Source organism: Bradyrhizobium sp. McL0615, assembly GCF_049993905.1.
Classification (GTDB): Bacteria; Pseudomonadota; Alphaproteobacteria; order Rhizobiales; family Xanthobacteraceae; genus Bradyrhizobium.
The window spans coordinates 5,514,259-5,535,361 of sequence record NZ_CP188254.1 but is presented as its reverse complement, the minus strand read 5'-3'; the positions used below and the strand labels follow the sequence as shown (position 1 = coordinate 5,535,361).

Annotated in this window: 23 protein-coding genes; 11 read left to right on the top strand and 12 right to left on the bottom strand. The window is 63.6% G+C overall.

The genetic code is table 11. The features are described 5' to 3' along the window. Positions 1 to 12: 12 nt before the first annotated feature. Positions 13 to 330 carry a hypothetical protein gene (locus ACPPVP_RS26430; RefSeq protein ID WP_426538429.1) on the bottom strand — a complete coding sequence of 106 codons (318 nt, stop codon included), beginning with the start codon at positions 328 to 330 and terminating at the stop codon, positions 13 to 15. On the opposite strand from ACPPVP_RS26430, the gene lepB reads away from it, so the two are divergent. The 7 genes from lepB to ACPPVP_RS26395 all read left to right on the top strand — a co-directional run bounded on the left by lepB (position 269) and on the right by ACPPVP_RS26395 (position 7,748). Then, positions 269 to 1,027, top strand: coding sequence for a signal peptidase I (gene lepB / locus ACPPVP_RS26425; RefSeq protein ID WP_426525925.1), 759 nt, complete (start codon positions 269 to 271; stop codon positions 1,025 to 1,027). The genes ACPPVP_RS26430 and lepB overlap by 62 nt on opposite strands. Next, on the top strand, positions 1,024 to 1,842 hold the full coding sequence (gene rnc, locus ACPPVP_RS26420; RefSeq protein WP_426525923.1) for a ribonuclease III: 819 nt from the start codon (positions 1,024 to 1,026) through the stop codon (positions 1,840 to 1,842). The genes lepB and rnc overlap by 4 nt, the downstream gene beginning before the upstream one ends. After that, positions 1,832 to 2,758, top strand: coding sequence for a GTPase Era (era, locus tag ACPPVP_RS26415; protein ID WP_426525921.1), 927 nt, complete (start codon positions 1,832 to 1,834; stop codon positions 2,756 to 2,758). Before rnc ends, era begins: the two co-directional genes overlap by 11 nt. A gap of 141 nt (positions 2,759 to 2,899) precedes the next feature. Continuing rightward, a complete protein-coding gene (locus ACPPVP_RS26410) occupies positions 2,900 to 3,280 on the top strand; it encodes a hypothetical protein (RefSeq protein ID WP_426525919.1) in 381 nt (126 codons plus the stop codon). A gap of 125 nt (positions 3,281 to 3,405) precedes the next feature. Next, positions 3,406 to 4,158: a DNA repair protein RecO gene (recO, locus tag ACPPVP_RS26405; RefSeq protein ID WP_426525917.1), complete on the top strand. Its 753-nt coding sequence runs from the start codon at positions 3,406 to 3,408 to the stop codon at positions 4,156 to 4,158. 204 nt (positions 4,159 to 4,362) lie between these two features. Further along, positions 4,363 to 6,618, top strand: a complete 2,256-nt coding sequence (parC, locus tag ACPPVP_RS26400) for a DNA topoisomerase IV subunit A (RefSeq protein ID WP_426525915.1) — start codon at positions 4,363 to 4,365, stop codon at positions 6,616 to 6,618. 182 nt (positions 6,619 to 6,800) lie between these two features. After that, entirely contained in the window at positions 6,801 to 7,748 is a 948-nt protein-coding gene (locus ACPPVP_RS26395) for a cation diffusion facilitator family transporter (protein WP_426525913.1), read from the top strand. A 112-nt stretch (positions 7,749 to 7,860) separates the two neighbouring features. On the opposite strand, the gene chrA is transcribed toward ACPPVP_RS26395, so the two are convergent. Further along, positions 7,861 to 9,255, bottom strand: a complete 1,395-nt coding sequence (gene chrA, locus ACPPVP_RS26390; protein ID WP_426538062.1) for a chromate efflux transporter — start codon at positions 9,253 to 9,255, stop codon at positions 7,861 to 7,863. Positions 9,256 to 9,263: 8 nt separating this feature from the next. Beyond that, on the bottom strand, positions 9,264 to 10,082 hold the full coding sequence (locus ACPPVP_RS26385; protein ID WP_426525911.1) for a chromate resistance protein ChrB domain-containing protein: 819 nt from the start codon (positions 10,080 to 10,082) through the stop codon (positions 9,264 to 9,266). 467 nt (positions 10,083 to 10,549) lie between these two features. Here ACPPVP_RS26385 and ACPPVP_RS26380 point away from each other — a divergent pair, with 467 nt between their 5' ends. Further along, entirely contained in the window at positions 10,550 to 11,032 is a 483-nt protein-coding gene (locus ACPPVP_RS26380) for a hypothetical protein (protein ID WP_426525909.1), read from the top strand. A gap of 13 nt (positions 11,033 to 11,045) precedes the next feature. After that, positions 11,046 to 12,275, top strand: coding sequence for an MFS transporter (locus ACPPVP_RS26375; RefSeq protein WP_426525907.1), 1,230 nt, complete (start codon positions 11,046 to 11,048; stop codon positions 12,273 to 12,275). Between the two features lie 18 nt (positions 12,276 to 12,293). On the opposite strand, the gene ACPPVP_RS26370 is transcribed toward ACPPVP_RS26375, so the two are convergent. The 3 genes from ACPPVP_RS26370 to ACPPVP_RS26360 all read right to left on the bottom strand — a co-directional run bounded on the left by ACPPVP_RS26370 (position 12,294) and on the right by ACPPVP_RS26360 (position 14,482). Beyond that, a complete protein-coding gene (locus tag ACPPVP_RS26370; RefSeq protein WP_426525905.1) occupies positions 12,294 to 12,548 on the bottom strand; it encodes a hypothetical protein in 255 nt (84 codons plus the stop codon). 200 nt (positions 12,549 to 12,748) lie between these two features. Beyond that, positions 12,749 to 13,480, bottom strand: a complete 732-nt coding sequence (locus ACPPVP_RS26365; RefSeq protein WP_426525903.1) for a sulfite exporter TauE/SafE family protein — start codon at positions 13,478 to 13,480, stop codon at positions 12,749 to 12,751. A gap of 174 nt (positions 13,481 to 13,654) precedes the next feature. After that, a complete protein-coding gene (locus ACPPVP_RS26360) occupies positions 13,655 to 14,482 on the bottom strand; it encodes a helix-turn-helix domain-containing protein (RefSeq protein ID WP_426525901.1) in 828 nt (275 codons plus the stop codon). Between the two features lie 94 nt (positions 14,483 to 14,576). Here ACPPVP_RS26360 and ACPPVP_RS26355 point away from each other — a divergent pair, with 94 nt between their 5' ends. After that, positions 14,577 to 15,455 (top strand): DMT family transporter, encoded by an 879-nt coding sequence (locus ACPPVP_RS26355; RefSeq protein WP_426525899.1) that lies wholly within the window; start codon positions 14,577 to 14,579, stop codon positions 15,453 to 15,455. Positions 15,456 to 15,531: 76 nt separating this feature from the next. Further along, positions 15,532 to 16,350, top strand: coding sequence for an N-acyl homoserine lactonase family protein (locus tag ACPPVP_RS26350; RefSeq protein ID WP_426538060.1), 819 nt, complete (start codon positions 15,532 to 15,534; stop codon positions 16,348 to 16,350). On the opposite strand, the gene ACPPVP_RS26345 is transcribed toward ACPPVP_RS26350, so the two are convergent. From ACPPVP_RS26345 to ACPPVP_RS26320, 6 genes are read right to left on the bottom strand one after another with little or no spacing between them, the layout of a single operon-like run. Further along, on the bottom strand, positions 16,292 to 16,561 hold the full coding sequence (locus ACPPVP_RS26345) for a hypothetical protein (protein WP_426525897.1): 270 nt from the start codon (positions 16,559 to 16,561) through the stop codon (positions 16,292 to 16,294). The two genes, ACPPVP_RS26350 and ACPPVP_RS26345, sit on opposite strands and share 59 nt — an antisense overlap. Positions 16,562 to 16,576: 15 nt before the next feature. Further along, complete coding sequence (locus ACPPVP_RS26340) at positions 16,577 to 16,768, bottom strand: hypothetical protein (RefSeq protein WP_426525895.1); 192 nt, start codon at positions 16,766 to 16,768, stop codon at positions 16,577 to 16,579. A gap of 55 nt (positions 16,769 to 16,823) precedes the next feature. Continuing rightward, positions 16,824 to 17,987, bottom strand: coding sequence for an MFS transporter (locus ACPPVP_RS26335; RefSeq protein ID WP_426525893.1), 1,164 nt, complete (start codon positions 17,985 to 17,987; stop codon positions 16,824 to 16,826). After that, positions 17,984 to 19,153, bottom strand: coding sequence for an MFS transporter (locus ACPPVP_RS26330; RefSeq protein ID WP_426538058.1), 1,170 nt, complete (start codon positions 19,151 to 19,153; stop codon positions 17,984 to 17,986). Before ACPPVP_RS26330 ends, ACPPVP_RS26335 begins: the two co-directional genes overlap by 4 nt. Before the next feature lie 52 nt (positions 19,154 to 19,205). Continuing rightward, entirely contained in the window at positions 19,206 to 20,567 is a 1,362-nt protein-coding gene (locus tag ACPPVP_RS26325) for an NAD(P)-binding domain-containing protein (RefSeq protein WP_426525891.1), read from the bottom strand. Between the two features lie 55 nt (positions 20,568 to 20,622). After that, positions 20,623 to 20,940 carry an ArsR/SmtB family transcription factor gene (locus tag ACPPVP_RS26320; RefSeq protein ID WP_426525889.1) on the bottom strand — a complete coding sequence of 106 codons (318 nt, stop codon included), beginning with the start codon at positions 20,938 to 20,940 and terminating at the stop codon, positions 20,623 to 20,625. Positions 20,941 to 21,103 lie beyond the last annotated feature (163 nt).

Here is a 21,103-nt window from a genome sequence, read left to right as displayed (position 1 = left end):
TGCGCCGGGGGTTCAATACAAAACTAAAAATCGTTGATTTATCAATGGATTATGAAGTTTTGACGAGGCGCTTGATTGCGCGCCCACGAACAACCGTCTAAAACGCCGCGAACGACGTGTTCGAGCCAGGGCCGATTCAGGGTAACGCCGGAATGGGCCTTCAACATCAGTAATGAGACCATTTTCCTGACGCGAACGGATCAGCGATTCGCGTGCGGAAAACGTTCTGCCACCGTGCGGGCAAAGGCCTGCGGGAATTGGGAAAGCGATGAGCGTGACCTCCAGCACAAAATCTGAAAGCGGTTTGGGTGAAACCATCCGCGTCGTCATCCACGCTCTCCTGATCGCGCTTGTGATCCGCACTTTCCTGTTCCAGCCGTTCAACATCCCCTCGGGGTCGATGAAGGCAACGCTTCTGGTCGGCGATTACCTGTTCGTCTCGAAATATTCCTACGGCTACAGCCACTATTCGATTCCGCTGTCGCCGCCGCTGTTCTCGGGCCGCATCTTCGGCTCGGAGCCGAACCGGGGCGACATCGTGGTATTTCGCCTGCCGAAGGACGACTCCACCGATTACATCAAGCGCGTGATCGGCCTGCCGGGCGACCGCATCCAGATGCGGGAAGGCCTGCTCTACATCAACGAGAAGCCGGTCAAGCGCGAGCGGCTTTCCGATTTCATCGGCGAGGACCCTTGCGGTTCGGATGCCACCGCGCGGGTCAAGCGCTGGAAGGAAACGCTGCCGAACGGTGTCAGCTATGAATCGCTCGATTGCGTCGACAACGGCTTCTACGACAACACCAACGTCTACACCGTTCCCGCCGGCCACTTCTTCATGATGGGCGACAACCGCGACAACTCGACCGACAGCCGCGTGCTGTCGGCGGTCGGCTATGTACCGTTCGAGAACATCGTCGGCCGCGCGCAAATGATTTTCTTCTCCATCGCCGAGGGTGAACACGCCTGGATGTTCTGGCGCTGGCCGACGGCTGTGCGCTGGAATCGCCTCTTCACAATCGTGCGATGATCGACGAAACAGCGACCATTCCTGACACATCGACCTCGGGCGAGCCGGGCCCGCAGGCCGAAGCCGCCGGCGTCGCCGCGCCGAAAAAGAAGCGCGGCAAGGCCGGGGCCAAGGCGGCCGCCGCCGCGATCGAGGGACGAATCGGCTACAAGTTTTCCGATCCCGCACTGCTGACGACCGCCTTCACCCATGTTTCGGCCTTGAAGCCCGCCACCCGCCATCGCGCGGACAGCTATCAGCGGCTGGAATTCCTCGGCGATCACGTGCTCGGGCTGATCATCTCCGACATGCTGTATCGCGCCTATCCGCGGGCCGACGAGGGCGAATTGTCGAAGCGGCTCGCCGATCTCGTGCGCAAGGAAAGCTGCGCGGACGTCGCAAAATCGCTCGGGCTGCTCGACGATATCAAGCTCGGTGCGGTCGGCGCTGGCGCCGGCGCGCGGCTGCGCAAATCCGTGCTCGGCGACATCTGCGAGGCGGTGATCGGGGCGATCTATCTCGACGGCGGCTATGCGGCGGCGTCGCAATTCGTCGAGCGCAACTGGCTGGAGCGGATGCGCAAGCCGCGCCGGCCGCTGCGCGATCCCAAGACGGTGTTGCAGGAATGGGCCCAGAGCAAGGGATTGCCGACGCCGGTCTATCGCGAGATCGAGCGCACCGGGCCGCATCACGACCCGCAGTTCCGGGTCGCCGTCGATTTGCCGGGACTGACGCCAGCCGAAGGCGTGGGCGGCTCCAAGCGCGCCGCCGAGAAGGTCGCGGCCTCCGTAATGATCGAACGCGAAGGCGTCGGCGGCGGCAGCAATGACAGTTGAACCCACACCCGGCGCGGCCAGTGAGACCCGCTGCGGCTTCGTAGCCCTGATCGGCGCCCCCAATGTCGGCAAGTCCACGCTGGTCAACGCTCTCGTCGGCTCCAAGGTCACCATCGTCTCGCGCAAGGTGCAGACGACGCGCGCCCTGATCCGCGGCATCGTGATCGAGGACAACGCCCAGATCATCCTGGTCGACACGCCCGGGATCTTCTCGCCCAAACGAAGGCTCGACCGCGCCATGGTCTCCACCGCCTGGAGCGGGGCCCATGACGCCGACCTCGTCTGCGTGCTGCTCGATGCGAAAGCCGGCATCGACGAGGAAGCCGACGCGATCCTGAACAAGCTTGCCACCGTCCAGCACCCGAAAATCCTGGTGCTGAACAAGATCGACCTGATTCCGCGCGAGAAGCTTTTGGCGCTGGCGCAGGCCGCCAACGAGCGCATGAAGTTCGAGCACACCTTCATGATCTCGGCGCTGTCGGGCGATGGCGTCGACGATCTGCGCAAGACGCTTGCGAAGATGGTGCCGCCGGGGCCGTTTCATTACCCCGAGGACCAGATGTCGGATGCGCCGCTGCGGCATCTGGCGGCCGAAATCACCCGTGAAAAGATTTACCGCCACCTGCACCAGGAACTGCCGTATCAATCGACGGTCGAGACCGACAGCTGGACCGAGCGCAACAACAAGTCGGTGCGGATCGAGCAGACCATCTTTGTCGAACGCGAGAGCCAGCGCAAGATCGTGCTCGGAAAGGGCGGCGCCACCATCAAGTCGATCGGCGCGGATTCGCGCAAGGAGATCGCCGAGATTCTGGGCGTGCCCGTGCACCTGTTCCTGTTCGTCAAGGTTCGCGAGAACTGGGGCGACGATCCCGACCGTTACCGGGAAATGGGGCTGGAATTCCCCAAGGAATGATCGAGGAATGTTGCGATCGTCATTGCGAGCGAAGCGAAGCAATCCATGTATCAGCGAATGCGGAAGCATGGATTGCTTCGTCGCTTTGCTCCCTTGCGCAAACGCTTTGCGTTTGTCGCAGGCAATGACGGAGTAGGCCCGATGAGCGTACCCCGAAACGTGCTGTGGTTTGAGGTTCTGCTGTATCTGTCGCTGACGCTGGATTCGGTGTCGGTAGCGTTTCAGGACCGCACGCCGGACGCCAGCATGACGGAGCAGATGATCAATGTCGGGACCGTGATGGCGGCCGGCCTGATCCTGCTTTTGGCTTTTTTCGTCTGGCTCGCCGCTGAACGCCGCAAGAACTGGCCGCGCTGGGCGCTGGCGGCAGCGCTGGTGCTCTCGGTGATTTCCCTCGTGCAGCTGATCGGCGAGAAGGGTCTGGCGTTCGACAGCGGCATTGAGGTGATCTCCTGCGCGCTGACCGCGGCGGGGTTGTATTTCTCCTTCACCGGCGACGCGGTGGGATGGTTCGACGCGTGATCGCCGGATTGCGTAGGGTGGGCAAAGCGTAGCGTGCCCACCACCACGACGCAGTTTGTTGATCGTTGGTGGGCACGCTACGCTTTACCCACCCTACATGCCGCAATTTCCTATAAACTCTCCCCATGGAATGGACCGACGAAGGCATCGTGCTGGGTGTGCGGCGGCATGGCGAATCTTCCGCTATTGTCGAACTTCTGACGCGCGAGCATGGCCGTCATCTCGGCCTGGTGCGCGGCGGCGCGGGCAAGCGGATGCGGCCGTTGCTGCAGCCGGGCAATAGCGTCACCACGGTGTGGCGGGCGCGGCTCGACGAGCATCTCGGATATTACGCCGTTGAGGGCACGCGTCTGCGCGCGGCCACCCTGCTGGCGTCGGCGCACGCGACCTATGGCATCACCCATCTGGCTTCGCTGGTGCGGCTGCTGCCGGAGCGCGATCCGCACGAGGACATCTACGAGATGCTCGACCGCACACTGGATGACTTTGACGATGCCGGCGGTGCGGCCGCCCACCTCATCCGGTTCGAGCTTGCGATGCTGGCCGAACTCGGCTTCGGCCTCGATCTGGAAAACTGCGCCGCCACGGGCGGGACCGCGGACCTGATCTACGTCTCGCCAAAGTCCGGCGGCGCGGTGTCGCGAGCTGCCGGCGAGCCCTACCGGGACCGCCTGCTGCGGCTGCCGGCCTTCCTGCGCGAAGGCGAGGGCGGGGCGAATGGCTGGTCGGACCAGGACCTGCAGGACGGTTTTCGCCTCACAGGGCTCTTCCTGCTCCGCCACGTGCTGGAGCCGCGCGGGCAGGGCCATTCCGACGCCCGAGACGGGTTCATCAACGCGGTGACGCGGAATCGGGCGCGAATCAGTTCGGTTTCGTAGCTTTCCGCGGTCTCTCAGAGGGTCGTCCCTGCGAACGCAGGGACCCATACTCCGCGGCCCATCAATTCGCCCCCGTGGCCTAAGCCACTTTTTGCCACAAACACCGGTGGTTATGGGTCCCTGCGTTCGCAGGGACGACAGTTGGGGGGGGGGTCGCCTCACTGGCGTCTTGCCCGATTCAGCCGAAAAGTTTAACGCCTCCCCATGGGAAAACGACAGCTACCGCCGGAAGAGCCGGCCGAAATCCACGAGGTGATGCTGCGCGATGCGCTGGAAGAGCGCTATCTCGCCTATGCGCTCTCGACCATCATGCATCGCGCCTTGCCGGACGCCCGCGACGGGTTGAAGCCGGTGCACCGGCGCATTCTCTACGGCATGCGGCTGTTGCGCCTCGACCCCGGTACGCCGTTCAAGAAGTCCGCCAAGATCGTCGGCGACGTGATGGGCTCGTTCCATCCCCATGGCGACCAGGCGATCTACGACGCCATGGTGCGTCTGGCGCAGGACTTCTCCTCACGCTACCCGCTGGTCGACGGCCAGGGCAACTTTGGCAATATCGACGGCGATAATCCTGCCGCCTACCGTTACACCGAAGCGCGCATGACCGAGGTCGCGCGGCTGCTGCTGGAGGGCATCGACGAGGACGGCGTCGAGTTCCGCCCCAATTACGACGGCCAGAGCAAGGAGCCGGTGGTTCTGCCCGGCGGCTTCCCGAATCTGCTCGCCAACGGTTCGCAGGGCATCGCGGTCGGCATGGCCACCTCGATCCCGCCGCACAACGCTGCCGAACTCTGCGACGCCGCGCTGCACCTGATCGACAAGCCCGACGCCAAGTCGAAATCGCTGCTGAAATGGGTCAAGGGTCCTGACTTCCCGACCGGCGGCATCATCGTCGATTCCAAGGAAAGCATCGCCGAAGCCTACATGACCGGGCGCGGCTCGTTCCGCACCCGCGCCAAGTGGACCCAGGAAGAGGGCGCCCGCGGCACCTGGGTGGTCGTCATTACCGAGATCCCGTGGCTGGTGCAGAAATCCCGGCTGGTCGAGAAGATCGCCGAGCTCTTGAACGAGAAGAAGCTGCCGCTGGTCGGCGACGTCCGCGACGAATCGGCCGAAGACGTCCGTCTCGTGATCGAGCCGAAATCCCGCGCGGTCGATCCTGCGCTGATGATGGAATCGCTGTTCCGGCTCACCGAGCTCGAGAGCAAGATTTCGCTGAACCTCAACGTGCTGATCAAGGGCAAGATTCCCAAGGTGGTGGGGCTTGCGGAATGTTTGCGCGAATGGCTCGACCATCTGCGTGACGTGCTGGTGCGCCGCTCGAACTATCGCAAGACCCAGATCGAGAACCGGCTCGAAATTCTCGGCGGTTACCTGATCGCCTATCTGAACATCGACAAGGTGATCAAGATCATCCGCACCGAGGACGAGCCGAAGCCGGCGCTGATCAAGGCGTTCAAGCTGACGGAAGTCCAGGCCGACGCCATCCTCAACATGCGCCTGCGCTCCCTGCGCAAGCTCGAGGAATTCGAAATCCGCACCGAGGACAAGAACCTTCGTGGCGAGTTGAAAGGCCTCATATCGCTGCTTGGCTCCGAGACCCAGCAATGGTCCAAGGTCGGCGAGCAGGTCCGCAAGGTCAGGGACCTTTTTGGACCGAAGACGCCGCTCGGCAAGCGCCGCACGATGTTCGCCGACGCGCCCGAGCACGATCTCGCCGCGATCGAGGAAGCCTTTGTCGAGCGCGAGCCGTGTACGGTTGTGATCTCCGAGAAGGGCTGGGTCCGTACGCTGAAGGGCCATGTCGAGGATATTTCGGGGCTGGCCTTCAAGACCGACGACAAGCTCGATCACGCCTTCTTCGCCGAGACCACGTCAAAACTGCTGCTGTTCGCCACCAACGGCAAATTCTATTCGCTCGATGTCGCAAAACTGCCGGGCGGTCGCGGCCATGGCGAGCCGATCCGCATGTTCATCGACATGGAGCAGGATGCCGCGATCGTCTCGCTGTTCGTCAACAAGGGCGAACGCAAGTTCCTGATCGCGAGCAGCGAAGGGCAGGGCTTCGTCGTCAAGGAAGAGGACTGCGTCGGCAACACCCGCAAGGGCAAGCAAGTGCTCAACGTCACCATGCCGAACGAAGCCTGCGCGATCGCGACCGTGCAGGGTGATACCGTGGCCGCGATCGGCACCAACCACAAGATGGTGCTGTTCCCGCTTGACCAGGTGCCTGAGATGGCGCGTGGCCGCGGCGTGCGCTTGCAAAAATATTCCAGCGCCAAGCTGTCTGATGTCGCTGTGTTCGAACTCAAGGCGGGGCTGACCTGGAAGGATTCCGCCGGCCGCGAGCAGAGTATGAGCGCCAAGGAATTGTCCGACTGGCGCGGCAACCGCGCCGACGCCGGCCGCCTCGCGGGCGGCCTGCCGAAGTCGAACAAGTTCTTGCGCGGGGTGGAATAGGCGAGAATGTAGAATAAACGTAGGGTGGGCAAAGGCGCGCCAGCGCCGTGCCCACCACCTATCCGCATGTTCATCGAGCATGGTGGGCACGCTTCGCTTTGCCCACCCTACGATTCCCGCCTGTAATAGTATTCGACATTCGCCGCGCTATATAACTCGCCATCGCGACTCACCGAGGCGGAATGGCGCACGATCACGCTCACCCCGATCATTCCCACGCCCATGATCATTCCCATGATCACGCCGGCCATAGCCATGCGCCGGACAATTTCGGCTGGACATTCGCCATCGGCGCCGCGCTCAATACGGCGTTCGTCATTGCGGAGCTGATCTTCGGCTATGCCGCCAACTCGCTGGCGCTGATTTCGGATGCGATCCACAATCTCTCCGACGTGATCGCGCTGCTTTTGGCATGGGGCGCGGCGTGGCTGTCGCAGAAGCAGCCGACGCAACGGCATACCTATGGCTATCGCCGTGCTTCGATCCTGGCGGCCCTGTTCAACGCCGGGCTGTTGCTGGTCGCAGTCGGCGGTATCGTCGTCGAGGCGGTCAATCGCCTGGTGGAACCTGCGCCGGTCGCGGGGTTAACCGTCATTCTGGTCGCAGCGCTCGGCGTCGTCATCAATGGCGGCACTGCGCTGTTGTTCATGCGGGGTCGTCACGGCGACCTCAATATTCGCGGCGCCTACCTGCATATGGTGGCGGACGCCGGTGTCTCGCTCGGCGTAGTGATTGCCGCCAGCGTAATCATGCTGACGGGGTGGCTGTGGCTCGATCCCGCGATCAGTCTCGTCATCGCCGCCGTGGTGTTCTGGAGCGGCTGGGGGCTGGCGCGGGACAGCGTCAACCTCGCGCTCGACGGCGTGCCGCGCGGCATCGAGCTGGCGCAGGTGAGGGATTATCTCGCCGGGCTGCAGGGTGTCATTGAAGTGCATGACCTGCACATCTGGGCGATGAGCACCAATGAGACCGCACTGACCGCGCATCTGGTGCGGCCCGGCGGCAACGACGACGCCTTCTTGCACGGGGTTTGCGAGGAACTCTCGCACCGTTTCAACATCCACCACGCCACGCTGCAGGTCGAAGCCGCCGCCGATGTGTGCAAGCTGGCGCCGGCCGAACGGGTGTAATGCCCGATTTGTAGGATGGGTAGAGCGCAGCGAAACCCATCACCTTGGAACGGCAAATCACGTAGGATGGGTTTCGCTGCGCTCTACCCATCCTACGAGATCACGGCCACGTTCAAACCATCCCCGCAAACCTGAGCGCCACGCCCGCTGCGCACGACCCTACCAGCACCCACAGCATCCCGATGTTGAAACGGAAAATCGCGGTCGCCGCGGCAGCCGCCAGCACGAAGGCTGCGATGTCGAGGCTTGACCACACCGGCATGTCGAACGACAGCCCGAACGAGCGAACCGGAATGGTCTGCCGGAACAGCGTGTGCAATCCAAACCAGATCGAGAGGTTCAGGATCACGCCGACGACCGCGGCGGTGATCGCCGACAGTGCGCCCGCCAGCCCCTTGTTGCCGCGCAGCGTCTCGATGTAGGGCGCGCCGAGGAAGATCCAGAGGAAGCAGGGGATGAAGGTGACCCAGGTCGCCAGCAATCCGCCCAGCGTCGCCGCAACCATGGGCGACAACGCGCCGGGATCGCGATAGGCGGCCATGAAGCCCACGAATTGCAGCACCATGATCAGCGGGCCCGGCGTGGTCTCGGCCATGCCGAGTCCATCCAGCATCTCGCGCGGCTGCAGCCACTGATAATGCTCGACCGCCTGCTGGGCGACGTAGGCCAGCACCGCATAGGCGCCGCCGAACGTCACCATCGCCATCTTGGAGAAGAACAGCGCGATCTGACTGAACACGTTTGCCTGTCCAAGCCCGATCGGCAGCGCTGCGACCGGCACCACCCACAGCACCAGCCACACCGAGCTTACTTTGAGTGCGCGTGCCACCGTGGGACGAACGTGATCGGGCAGTTGTTCGTCGAACAGGCTGTCGATCGCCGCCGTCTTCTTGTTGCCGCCGCCGTGTTCGATAGCGGCGAATTCCGGCCGCCCGCCGCGCGCGCCCAGGTAACCGATCACGCCCGCCGCGATGATGATGATCGGGAAGGGGACGTTGAAAAAGAAGATCGCGACAAAGGCGATCGCCGCCAGCGCAATCATCACCCGGTTGCGCAACGCGCGTTTTCCCACGCGGACCACGGCGTGGACCACGATCGCGAGCACCGCGGCCTTCAGGCCAAAAAACACCGCCTCGACGAAGCCGACATTGCCATAGGCCGCGTAGACGTAGCTCAGGCCCATGATGGCGATGATTCCGGGCAGGATGAACAGGCCGCCGGCCATGATGCCGCCGGCGGTCCGGTGCAACAGCCAGCCGATATAGGTTGCCAGCTGCTGCGCCTCCGGGCCCGGCAGCAGCATGCAGTAATTCAGCGCATGCAAAAACCGGCTCTCCGAGATCCAGTTCTTTTCCTCGACCAGGATACGGTGCATCACCGCGATCTGCCCGGCCGGGCCGCCGAAACTCAAGACGGCGACCCGCAGCCAGACCCGGAAGGCTTCACCAAAACTGATGCCGTGACCGAGGTCGCGGCTTGCGCCGGCCTCGGTCGTCTTGTCCATCATGGCATCCATTACGGCTTCGCCTTGTTGGTGGGCCAATTATGCGTCTCGCCCGAGGCGTCGCGGCACCAGCGATAGAACGCGTCGTACAGCAACATGCCGGCCTCGAGCTGCTCGAGATCGTCGTCGAACATGCGCGACAGGCCAAGCGAGGCGGCGAGCAGGCCAGGCGCTTCCGGTGACAGATCAAGCCGCCCGGTGTCGGCGCCGCGCACCATCGCCGCCAGCCGCAGCAGAGGCGGTGTCGCCAGGCCGAATTCCTCGATCATGACGTCGAAGGTGCAGAGCTCGCCGCGGTGGCTCCAGAACACGTTTTCGATGTCGAAGGGGGCCGCGCCGAAGCGCTCGCCGACGGCGACAACCTCGGACGGCGCCACGAACAGGAACACCGCGGTCGGATCGACAAAGCGGCGGATCAGCCACGGGCAGGCGATGCGATCGATCTTCGGCCGCGCCCTGGTCACCCAGACGGTGCGGCCCTGCGCATCGCGCGGCGGCAATTTCGATGCGTCCACCAGCGGAAGCTTTGCTTCCTTCCAGCCTTCAAAGCCGCCTTCAAGCGTCTCCGCGGCAACATTGGCATGCCGCAGCCAGGCCGCCGTGCCCTGCGCGAGCTTTGCCCCGCGCATGCAGACGACGATGGCTGAGTTTCCGGAAAATTTGCCGGTCCAGTCGCCGGCATCCTTGTGGCTGCGTCTGACCGCGCCGGGAATCAGCCGCTGGTCGGCGGCGAAATCCTCGTCGGTACGAACGTCGATCAACGCCGGCATATGCGCCGTGCCGATCAGTCGTGAAAGCTTGTCTGGAGATATTGTGGTGTAGGATGACATGGCTGCGCCCTCGTAAAAGAAAACGGGACGCGATACTTGGGCATGTCGCCTCGTGGGGGGATCGCAAAACCCCCATGGGCCGAATTAACCGCCTGCGGCTTCGACTGTCAACTGGCGTCGCGTCGGTTCCCGACGGGAGGGAGGCTTGCGGAATCCCGCGTTCGGTCCTAGCTTGGTCGGCATCGGGGATAAAGCAGGCTCCCCGTCAGACGGCCCTTCCGTCCAAGCTCTGCGCACACTCGACGTGTCGAGGATTGCGCATGGACGGAACCGGGCCGATATTTTTTTATCCCCGCAGATCAGTTCTGACCGCTTTTCTCGCCGCGTGTTTCCTCGCGGACGCGACGCTGTTCGCATCCGCGCAAACGGGAGCCGCCATGATTGCCATCGATCGTATGACAGCCGGATCACCTCCGGCGGGATTTTCGTTTGCACGAACCGGCCAGGGCAGCGGGAGCGAATGGACCGTGACTGCCGATCAGACCGCCGCGGCGGGCAAGGTGATCGAGCAGACCAGCACCGACCGCACCGATTACCGGTTTCCGCTCGCGATCCACGAAAGCCTCTCGGCCGCCAATGTCGACGTCGAGGTCAGATTCAAGGCGGTTGCCGGCAAGACGGATCAGGCCGGCGGCATCGCCGTGCGGCTGGCGGACGCCGACAATTACTATGTCGCCCGCGCCAATGCGCTGGAGGACAACGTGCGCTTCTATCGCGTCGTCGCCGGCCGGCGCGAGCAACTCGAAGGCGCCAATTTGAAGGTCAGCCCCAATGAATGGCATACGCTCGGCTTGCGCGCGGAGGGTCAGCGCTTCACGGTCTCCTTCGATGGCAAGAAATTATTCAGCGCGACGGACAGGACTTTTGCCGAGGCCGGCGGCGTGGCGCTGTGGACCAAGTCCGACAGCGTGACGCGCTTTGATCAGTTCAAGATTACCGTCTTGCCGTAACGGGAACGCAGGAATGGCCGATTTCGCGACCGAACCAAAGGCTTCTGCCGGAAACGCGCTGATCTCGCTGCTCTATGCCGCGCGCGCCTTGCGTGGCTTCGGGGACGGTTTCGCCATCATCATTCTGCCGGCCTACATGACGGCGCTGGGATACGACGCCATCGCGGTCGGCATCGTCGCGACCGCATCGCTGCTCGGCACGGCGCTGCTCACACTGATAACAGGCTGGATCGCGCCGCGTCACGACCTGCGCGCGCTCCTGATCTTTGGCGCAGGTCTGATGGCGGCGACCGGCCTTGCATTTCCGGGCGCGGAGCATTTCGTTCCAATCGTGCTTGTGGCGTTCATCGGTACCATAAATCCCTCGGGCGGCGATCTTGGCGTATTGGTTCCGCTCGAACACGCGGTGCTGGCGAAGAGCGCCACCGACGACCGCCGGACCGAGGTGTTTGCGCGCTACAGCCTGATCGGGGCGCTCTGCACCGCCGCGGGCTCGCTTGCGGCAACCTTGCCTGATTTTCTGGTTTCGCGCGGCGGCACCACGCTCGGCGCGTTCCGTGTGATGTTTTATGCATATGCCGCGCTCGGGATACTGAGCGCCGCGCTCTATCGTTACGTCCCGCATACGCGCGGCGAGGAGCGGGCACAGCAAGCGCCGCTCGGGCCATCGCGCGGCACCGTCTACAAGCTGGCGGCGCTGTTCAGCATCGATGCCTTTGCCGGCGGTTTCGTTGCGCAGTCGCTGCTGGTGCTCTGGCTGTTCGAGCGCTTTGATCTGTCATTGTCCGCGGCCGGATTGTTTTTCTTCTGGTCGAGCACGCTGAGCGCCTTTTCCTATCCGGTCGCGGCCTGGATCGCCAGGCGCATCGGTCTCGTCAACACCATGGTGTTCACGCATATTCCTTCCAGCATCTTCCTGATCCTGGCGGCGTTCTCGCCTAACCTCTATCTGGCGCTTGGGTTGCTGCTGTTGCGTTCGGCGCTGTCGCAGATGGACGTGCCGACCCGTACCTCCTACGTCATGGCCGTGGTGACGCCGGCGGAACGGCCCGCTGCCGCCAGCGTCACCGCTGTGCCGCGCAGCCTCGCATCCGCGATCAGCCCGGCAATCTCGGGCGCGCTCTTGATGACGTCTTTTACGGGGCTTCCGCTGGTGGTCTGCGGCACGCTGAAGATCGCCTACGATCTCGCGCTGCTGTTCTCGTTCCGCCACATCAAGCCGCCGGAGGAGCAGGGACGTTAGAGCTTTTCAGGCGCGCGCCTACCAGGGGCTTCGCCGTCCGTCGGGGAGGGGCTCCATCACGCGTCGCTCATCTCGAACGTGCGACCATTGCGCCAGCTTGATCTCCGGAGAGTCGGGGGCGTTGGCCTCTTCCGAGTGAAAGGCGAGTTTCTGGTTTGCCCGCACCTGGTATTTGGCGGCCTGCGCCAGCCAGTACCATTTCTTGTCCGGCTCGCTCAGTGCGCGTTGCCGGCACTCGGCTTCCAATTCACGTAAACGGATCGCTTCTTGCATTGCCAATTCCAGAGCCTGGAAGCCCCGGCCTGCCGGAGCTTCGAAACCACCGAACCCGGGGCCCGGTAACCTGTCATGACAAAAACTTCTTGACGGCATGCTATGCCGGATCGATGCAATTGATTGAAATTTACCAATGGATTGATGCGAAAATTTGCGTGCAGCGCCAATCCGTTACGATATTTCCTGTAAATGCCGGCCTAGACTATCAGCAAGGCGCCCGACACCAGAAGCAGCCCCAGCACGATTGTCCGGAACGTGGCCTCGTCGAGCCGCCCGAACAGTTTCAGCCCGAGCCAGGTCCCGGCGAACAGGGCCGGTAATCCGATCAGGAATAGCTTGATCACCTCAGGCGTGATCGCGCCCCTGGCGCCGATCCACACGGCGCTCATGATGAAGATCGCCACCGCCACCGGCTGAAACACCGCGCGCTGCACGTCTTTGGACCAGCCGCGCAGGCCGCACCAGATGATCACGAGAATTCCGGCAAGCCCGGTGATGCCGCCGAGCACGCCGTTGAGGAAGCCGACACCCGCGTCGGCCGCGGCGCCGCCCGCTTTCATCGCGGGGATGGCCGGCCGCAGCAGCGCGTAGAGACTGTAGAGCACCAGGAACGCGCCGACGCCCATGCGGACATGGGCGGGGTTCGCCCAGGTCAGGACGCCGGCGCCGACGGGAACGCCGAGCGCGGCGCCGGCCATGAACGGCCAGAGTCGTCGCCAGTCCAGCGTGCCGCGCAGCTTCCAGACCGAATAACCCTGCACGAGCAACCCGAATGCGATGATCAGCGTCGCGGTTTGCAGCGGGGTGAGGATGTAGAGCCAGATCGCGGAGACGACGAGGCCGAAGGCGAAACCGGTGAGGCCGGCGACCAGCGCGCCGGCAAAGGTCGCGAGAAGAAATAGCGTCAGTTCGAGTGTCGATCCATCCATGTGCCCGCTCCACAAAAAAGCGAGCAGCGCTTGAATGGGATCGCCATTTGACGGGGAGGCTGCGATATCCCCGCGGTCACGTTATTCCCGGCAGAGCCGTGGCGGCAAGATGCAACGTCATACATTCGCCCTGATCCTGCTGCTGACACTTGCCGCCATCGGATGGACAAACTCTTACCCGGGGACTGCTAGCGCCCCAGCTGCACCTTGTTCGATCCATCCGCGCAGTACGCGAGCGGTCGCGTCATCGATTGGAAAGAAGCTCTCAATGCGAAGCTCCTGCAGCGTAATGTCCTGCGGGATGCCCAGTGTCGCGATGGTCGTGAATAGCCGCAGGTCGGTCGTGCCCTTGCGAAAATGCATTGGCAGCACTGGCGCGATCGCCGGTTCGGCCGGCGGCGCATTGACCGCCGCCTGGACGCCTTCATAAGCCAGCAATCGTGTCAGAAGGGCCGCGGTCTCCGCCGATCCGTCGGCGGCAGCGTCGGCTTCCACGCTCCGGATGAAATAGCCGACCACCTCGACCCAATTTAAAAGGTACGGCCGCAGCACGTCCGGGGCGACCAGCGCGTCGGCCAGATTGATCGCGGCGTCCGGCGCCAACGGTCCGACCAGGAATTCGACCAGGCGGACGGCGCCGGAATTGCTTTGCAGCAGATTCCAGTGCCGATCGACCGCAACGGCAGGAAACGGTTCTTGCTGGGCCAGCATGAAATCGAGCGCGATACGAATTTGAGCGAATTCGGGGGCGGCGAGGTTGGTCTGCCGCCACACCGGCGCGAAGCCGGCCGCCATCAGCATCGAATTGTGCTGGCGCAGCGGCACGTCGAGGGCGATGGCGAGCCGTATCACCATGTCGCGGCTTGGCGATGCGCGGCCGAGCTCGAGAAAACTCAGGTGTCGTTGCGAGATGTTCGTCCGACCGGCGAGTTCAAGCTGCGACAGGCCCCTTTTGCGCCGCCACAACCGGAGGCTTGCTGCGAAATCGTGCGGATGCGCCATGAGTACCTGCCAGGTAGTTGCGGAAGCTGTGCTGACCGGCAAGATGCCACAACCGGACTGGGCAAGACACGGTAACAAGACCTGGAGGGACCGCGTGGGTGAATGGGTTGGGGTCACGATCGCGCTGGTCTCGAGTTGCCTCGGCGGCACTGCCGCTGCGATCACGCGCTATCTCGCCGGCAACACCGATCCGATCACGCTTGCGATCCTGCGCTGGGCGATCGGCTTTTGTTGCGTGCTGCCGGCGGCGCTGCTGCTGAGGGCGCGATGGCCGCAACAGCGGGACTTGCCGGCCGTCGCCGCGCTGGGTTTTTGCTTCTTCGGCGTGTTCTTCGTTCTCTACAACATCGCGATGTCCTACACGACCGCGGCGCGCGCCTCGCTCGCGCTGGCGACATTGCCGCTGCACACGATGGTAGTCGGTGCACTGCTCGGCATCGAGCCGCTGACGAGACGGAAATCGATCGGGGTCTGCATCGCGGTGCTCGGCGTCGTCGCCGCGCTTGCGACGGGATTGTCGGCCGCGCCGCCGGGCGCCTGGCGCGGCGAGCTGATCATGACCGCGGCTGTATTGTGCATGGCGTTCTACAATGTCTGGTCTCGCCCCTTCATCCAGCGATCGAGCGCGCTTGGCTTCCTCACCGTCGGCATGGGGACCGGCGCCGTAGCCCTGGTCCTGGTCGGCGCGCTGACGGGAAGCGTCGCGGCATTGAGCCAGTTCAGCACGCCGCAATGGATCGCCGGCATTTATCTCGGTGTTGCCGGCGGCGCGCTGGCGTTCATCCTGTGGGTGCTCGCGCTGGAACGGGCGACGCCGACGCGCGTCGCCAATACCATGACCGTCAATCCGCTCGCGGCGGCGCTGCTCGCCACGCAACTCGTCGGCGAGCCGATCACGCCCAATCTTATGCTCGGGCTGATCGCGGTGTTCGCCGGGATCTGGATCGCAACGTCGGAGGTAAAAAGTGCGTAACCACCAATCAAGGCGCCCGGAGATGAGGTAGGATGGCTGACAGTGAGCTCTCGGGAGGAACAACGTGAAACGCACGATCACTCTTGCGGTGCTGCTGGTGGCCGCCGCGCTTACCGGCAATTCCGGTCATGCCCAACCAGCCAAGCCAGGCGTCGAAAAACTCTACATTCTCAACTGCGGCGAGGGCGTTGCGGGCGACATCTCGCGCTGGTCGCCGGGAATTAACGAAGGCAAGTCGATGAACTTCGTCGATAGCTGCTATCTGATCAAGCACGCGCAGGGCTGGTTCCTGTGGGACACCGGAGTCGCGGACGCCGTTGCGGCGATGCCGGATGGTCTTGCGCCGGCCGATCCCAAGGCCGTGTTGTGGCGCCGGCCAAAGACCTTGGCAGGGGAGCTTGACAGGCTCGGGGTGAAACCCGCGGACATCAAGGGAATGGCAGTTTCGCACACCCATCCCGACCACGTCGGCAATGTCGAGTTGTTTCCGACCACCATGCTGTATGTGCAGAAGGCCGAATATGAATGGCCCGGGGCCAACAACGCGCCGCGCTTCAAGGCCGAGCACCCGGTCACCAAACTGGAAGGAGACCGGGACATATTTGGTGATGGCAGCGTGACCATCCTCTCGACGCCGGGGCATACGCCCGGTCATCAATCGCTATTGGTGAAGCTGCCGAAATCGGGCGCGATCGTGCTGTCGGGCGACGCCGTTCATTTTACAAGCAATTGGGAAATTCGCGCGGTCCCGTCCATGAACTCCAACAAGGAGCAGACGCAGGCCTCGATGCTGAAAATTGCCGATACGCTCGCGAAAGAGAAGGCGCAGCTCTGGATCAACCACGACAAGGCGCAGCGGGACAGCTTGAAGATGTCACCGGAGTTCTACGAATGACACTCACGCCGCCGCGATGGCTTCGATCTCGCTCGGCCTGGACGGCGAAATCGTTCCGGCCCACCACATTGCCGTCGCGGTCGAGCGCCGTCTGACCGGCGATGAAGACGATGCGGCCCGGCGTCTCCTCGACGATCTGCGAGTAACCGGGCGGTGCACCGAGTCCGGGTGGATCGATGCGGATGATCGAAGGCATGGTCTCGCGCGTCATGCCGATCGTTTCCCCTCAGTCGCGCGGAACGGAGACGGCCGGCGGCGCCAGGCCTACGGAATGCTTCGGCTTCAGGGTGCCGGCGTAGAACGACATCCCGGCAACCAGGAACAGGCCGATCAGATAGACCGCATAGGATTGCGGCGGCGTGATCGTCCATCGGACGAGGTTGCGGATCGATGTTGCAGGGCCGCGGTCGTTTTCCATTCGGTGTTTGTGCGCGAAAGCTCGGGCGAAAGGAAGGACAAATTTTCTCCCGCGTTCACGCCTCCGGTTGGCGCGGGCTCGCGCGGAGCAGCAACAGCGCAAACAGCGCGGACAGCGACAGTGCCGACGAGACAATCAGAACGCCGCTGCCCATGACGTCGATCAAGAGACTGAACGCCAGTGGTGCGCCGGCCTGCGCGATACGCGCTGGTGCGCCGACGATCCCGAGGCGATAGGCGTAATTTTGCGGCCCGAAGATCGCAAGCGGCATCGTGCCGCGCGCAATCGTCAGGATGCCGTTGCCGGTGCCGTGGAAGACGGCGAACACGCTCGCCGCGCCGCCCCCGACCAATCCGATAATGGCGGCACCGATCGGATGCGTCAGGCAGGCGAGCCGCCCCGAAACCAGCGGGTGATACCGCGACAGAAAGCTCGCCTCGAAGATACGCGCCGCCACCTGCGATGGTCCGATCAGCGCGCCGGCCGCCACCGCCTGCAACGAGGTCGCACCTGCGGCTTCGAGAATGCGCGGCAGATGCGCGGCCATCGCCCCGGTGACGCTCCAGGCGGCGGCAAAGGCGAACGCCAGCAGGATCATGGTGCGGTCGAGCGGAATGTGCGGCTTGACGGCTGCGGCAACGGCCGCTTTGGCGCCAGCAACGGGGGGCAGCATCAGCCAGTTGATCGGCAGCCCGATCAGGATGTGCGCTGCCGCCCAGGCAAAGCAGGTGTTGCGCCAGCCGATCGTTTCCAGCCCCCACGCGGTCAGCGGCCATCCGACGGTGGAGGCGAAGCCTGCGAACAGGGTGATGCCGGTGATCGAACGCCGCGCCGCGTCGCCGTAGATGCGGCCGAGGGCGCCGAAGGCGGCGTCGTAAAGACCCGCGCCCATGCCGATGCCGAGCAGGAGCCAGGCGGCGAGCAGTACCGGTATCGAATAGGTGAGGCCGAGCAGGGCGAGCCCCGCGGCCAGCACGAGGTTGGAAAGCGAGAGCACGGAACGGCCGCCGACCAGATCGATCTGCCGGCCGATGCGCGGGCCCAGCATGGCCGAGATGACCAGCGATGCCGAGAAGGCAGCAAATATCCAGTTCGAGGAAACGCCGAGATCGCGCGCGATCGGATCGGCGAGGATCGCCGGCAGGTAATAGCTGGAAGCCCAGGCCAGCGTCTGCGTCGTGCCGAGAGCGACAATGATGGAAAGCTGGCTGCGGTTCACGGCTGTGGTGTCTCTCTTCTCGACCAGTAGAGCGCCAGCGGTCCAAGCAGGATCCCCGCCGCCAGCACTGAAAATGCGGCCATCCAGGCCGATGAACTCTGCGGGCCGCCCGTTGCATCGAGCGCCATGCCCAGCGCCCATGCACCAAGCGCGGACAGGCTGAAGCCGACTGTCGAATGCATTGCCATGGTCGCGCCGCGATAGTTCGGTTTTGCGGCCATCGACATGCCCGAGGTCAATGCGCCGGAATCGGCGGGAACCGTGATGGCGTAGATCAGCATCAAAGGCAGCAGCACCCAGGGCGACTTGTCGGCAAATAGGCCGATCAGAAGCGCCACCACGGCGGAGGCGAACATCACCGCCGTGATGGCGCGGTGGCGGCCGAACCGGAGCGCGAATTCATTGCCGAGAATGCTTGCGGGCATCGCGAGCAGCGAGAACACGACGCTCACGAGGATAGGCGTCAGGATCGAGGCGTCCGGATTTCTCAGCGACACGAAAGTCCAGAACGCCACGATCCAGGTCCGGATGGCGTACAGCTCGAAACAATGCGCGCCATAGCCGAGGATAAATCCCATGGCTTTCCGGTTCTGGAACACCGGCGCGAAATCCAGCAGGCGTCCCGTCGCCGGCTTCGGCTCGATCGGCCGCAGCATGAAGCAGACGATGAGCATGACGAGCGGCCCGGCGGCCGTGACAAAAAATGCGCTGCGCCAGCCCCAGGCTTCCGCAACGAGTTGGGAAACCAGAAACGACACGCCGACGCCGAGCGAGAAGCTTGAAGTGTAGAGCGTGATGGCGCGGGATGAGTCACCGGGATCGAGACGATCCGTCAGCGCTTTGAGGCCCGGCATATAGGCGCCGGCAAAACCCACGCCGGCGATTGCGTTGAAGAGGGCGCCCGACCACAGGCTGGTGGCGAACAGGCCGAACAGCAGCGTGCCGAGCGCGCTGACCGCCGAGCCTGCGATCAGGATTTTGCGTGCGTCGATGCGGTCGGTCAGCGTCGCCAGCACCGGCACGGTCAGCATGTAGCCGGCGGCGCCCGAGCCCGCCAGCAGGCCTGCCTGTGCGCCGCTCAGATGCCATTCCGGAATCAGGAATGCTGCCAGAATGGAAGGCACGACGACGTGCGGCAGCAGGCTGCCAAGCTGCCCCATGCACATCGCCACAATGACGGAGCGTCCCTCCAGAAAAATTCCACTCACTCCCTATTGATCAGGACGCGCAGCCGCATCCTGTCTTGCCCTGCTGCTTTGCTTTCTCATCCGCGACGCAACACGCGTCAACATCCGATAGTGCGGGGCCACCGCAGCAATTGCTGGCATCTGGCGCGGGCGAGCGGCTGCAGACGCCGGTCTCGGGCAGCACCAGTTCGACCCGCTCCGCGGCTGCGCGGTCGCCGGCGATGTCGGCTGCGATCGAACGCACCTGTTCGTATCCGGTGAGCATCAGGAAGGTCGGCGCGCGGCCATATGATTTGATGCCGGCGAAATAGAAGCCGGGTTCATCCTGCGCCAGTTCGCGCGCGCCATGCGGCCGCACGGTGCCACAGCTATGCTCGTTGGGGTCGATCAGCGGCGCCAGCGCGACCGGGCATTCGATCGCCGGATCGAGCCGGATGCGCAACTCGCGCGCAAAGTCGAGGTCCGGGCGGAAACCTGTCGCGACGATGAGTTCGTCGACGGCGACCCGACGAGCACTGCAGCCCGATATAGCACCGACGACGAGGCGAGCGCCGTGGGCGACAAGATGCGAAACGCGGAACTCGCTTTCGACCTTGATCCGGCCTGCCGTTACCAAGACGGCAAAGGCGGCACCAAGTTCGCCGCGGGCGACCAGCTTGTCATTGGCGCCGCCAAAGGCCTTGGCGGGATCGCTGCCCCGCAACAGCCAGATCGGTTGGGTCTCCGGCACTTCTGCCGCAAGCTTCGCCAGATCGGTCAGCGTGCCGATCGCAGAATGCCCTGATCCGAGCACCGCGACAGTCTTACCGGCATAGCGGGCGCGGTCTTTACCGAGCACATCGGGCATGCCGTAGGCAATCCGGCCCATGGCCTCCGTCTCACCGATGGCGGGAAGGCCATTGGCGCCTGCCGGGTTCGGTGAAAGCCAGGTGCCGGATGCATCGATGATCGCATCGGCCTTGACGGTCTCAGGGCCTTTCCCATTCTGGTAACGGATTTCGAACGGCGCGGCCTCGCGGCCTTTTGTTTTCAGCTTGTCGAAGCCGGCACGGCTGATTCCGGTAACGCGGCTCGAGGTGCGGATGTGAGACTGGAGCGCGGCGTGGGCTGCGAGCGGTTCGAGATAGCGTTCAATCATCTCCGCGCCGGTCGGATACTGGTCTGGCGCAGGCGAATTCCAGCCCGCCGTCGCCAGCAAACGCGCCGCCGCCTTGTCGATGTTGTATTCCCACGGCGAGAACAGTTGAACATGGCCCCATTGGCGCATGGCGTGGCCGATATGCTCACCGGCTTCCAGCACGATCGGCTCAAGGCCACGCTCCAGCACATGGGCGGCGGCGGCAAGGCCGACCGGCCCGGCTCCGATGATGGCGACGGTTTTGGCTCCGCTCATATCGTCCTCCCGTAAAACCAGAAATATCGAAATAAAGGTCGAAAAACGCGGCGCGCTATGCCGCGGTCTTGGCATCCGTGGTTTCGGCGCTTTCCGTGCAGCATTCGGCGGCCAAAAATCCCAACAGCTCCCGCATCACTTCGTAGTTGGCGTGGCAGATCAGCGTGGTCGCATCGCGCACCTGGGTCACAAGGCCGACCACCACCAGCGCCTTAATGTGGTGGGAGAGGGTAGAGGGTGCGATCTTCAGTTTCTCCTGCAGGCGCCCAACGGCAAGTCCGGCTCCGCCGGCGCGGATCAGCATCCGGTAGATCTTGAGCCGGGTGGGATTACCCAGTGCTTCGAGATGGGCGGCGGCGTCATCGATTTTCATGAGGGTATCTTCCCACGTTCATTCGGATTCGTCAACCGTATTTCTAGAATAATAGAAATAAGGTGTCCGGGTATCGCTTTAGATTCCTCGAAGGGAAAGAGGCGCGTGATGGGATTTTAAGTTGCCTTTGGCAAAGAGGGGAAATCGAGATGGAGGCTGCCAA

What these genes read in the sequence shown, in the direction of transcription:
- chrA (WP_426538062.1), bottom strand. Translation starts at nt 9,255, where the DNA reads ATGATGGACAAGACGACCGAGGCCGGCGCAAGCCGCGACCTCGGTCAC.
- ACPPVP_RS26395 (WP_426525913.1), top strand. Translation starts at nt 6,801, where the DNA reads ATGGCGCACGATCACGCTCACCCCGATCATTCCCACGCCCATGATCAT.
- ACPPVP_RS26385 (WP_426525911.1), bottom strand. Translation starts at nt 10,082, where the DNA reads ATGTCATCCTACACCACAATATCTCCAGACAAGCTTTCACGACTGATC.
- ACPPVP_RS26370 (WP_426525905.1), bottom strand. Translation starts at nt 12,548, where the DNA reads ATGCAAGAAGCGATCCGTTTACGTGAATTGGAAGCCGAGTGCCGGCAA.
- ACPPVP_RS26320 (WP_426525889.1), bottom strand. Translation starts at nt 20,940, where the DNA reads ATGAAAATCGATGACGCCGCCGCCCATCTCGAAGCACTGGGTAATCCC.
- ACPPVP_RS26345 (WP_426525897.1), bottom strand. Translation starts at nt 16,561, where the DNA reads ATGACGCGCGAGACCATGCCTTCGATCATCCGCATCGATCCACCCGGA.
- era (WP_426525921.1), top strand. Translation starts at nt 1,832, where the DNA reads ATGACAGTTGAACCCACACCCGGCGCGGCCAGTGAGACCCGCTGCGGC.
- ACPPVP_RS26375 (WP_426525907.1), top strand. Translation starts at nt 11,046, where the DNA reads ATGGCCGATTTCGCGACCGAACCAAAGGCTTCTGCCGGAAACGCGCTG.
- recO (WP_426525917.1), top strand. Translation starts at nt 3,406, where the DNA reads ATGGAATGGACCGACGAAGGCATCGTGCTGGGTGTGCGGCGGCATGGC.
- ACPPVP_RS26365 (WP_426525903.1), bottom strand. Translation starts at nt 13,480, where the DNA reads ATGGATGGATCGACACTCGAACTGACGCTATTTCTTCTCGCGACCTTT.
- ACPPVP_RS26325 (WP_426525891.1), bottom strand. Translation starts at nt 20,567, where the DNA reads ATGAGCGGAGCCAAAACCGTCGCCATCATCGGAGCCGGGCCGGTCGGC.
- parC (WP_426525915.1), top strand. Translation starts at nt 4,363, where the DNA reads ATGGGAAAACGACAGCTACCGCCGGAAGAGCCGGCCGAAATCCACGAG.
- ACPPVP_RS26340 (WP_426525895.1), bottom strand. Translation starts at nt 16,768, where the DNA reads ATGGAAAACGACCGCGGCCCTGCAACATCGATCCGCAACCTCGTCCGA.
- ACPPVP_RS26330 (WP_426538058.1), bottom strand. Translation starts at nt 19,153, where the DNA reads ATGTGCATGGGGCAGCTTGGCAGCCTGCTGCCGCACGTCGTCGTGCCT.
- ACPPVP_RS26360 (WP_426525901.1), bottom strand. Translation starts at nt 14,482, where the DNA reads ATGGCGCATCCGCACGATTTCGCAGCAAGCCTCCGGTTGTGGCGGCGC.
- ACPPVP_RS26430 (WP_426538429.1), bottom strand. Translation starts at nt 330, where the DNA reads ATGACGACGCGGATGGTTTCACCCAAACCGCTTTCAGATTTTGTGCTG.
- ACPPVP_RS26410 (WP_426525919.1), top strand. Translation starts at nt 2,900, where the DNA reads ATGAGCGTACCCCGAAACGTGCTGTGGTTTGAGGTTCTGCTGTATCTG.
- rnc (WP_426525923.1), top strand. Translation starts at nt 1,024, where the DNA reads ATGATCGACGAAACAGCGACCATTCCTGACACATCGACCTCGGGCGAG.
- lepB (WP_426525925.1), top strand. Translation starts at nt 269, where the DNA reads ATGAGCGTGACCTCCAGCACAAAATCTGAAAGCGGTTTGGGTGAAACC.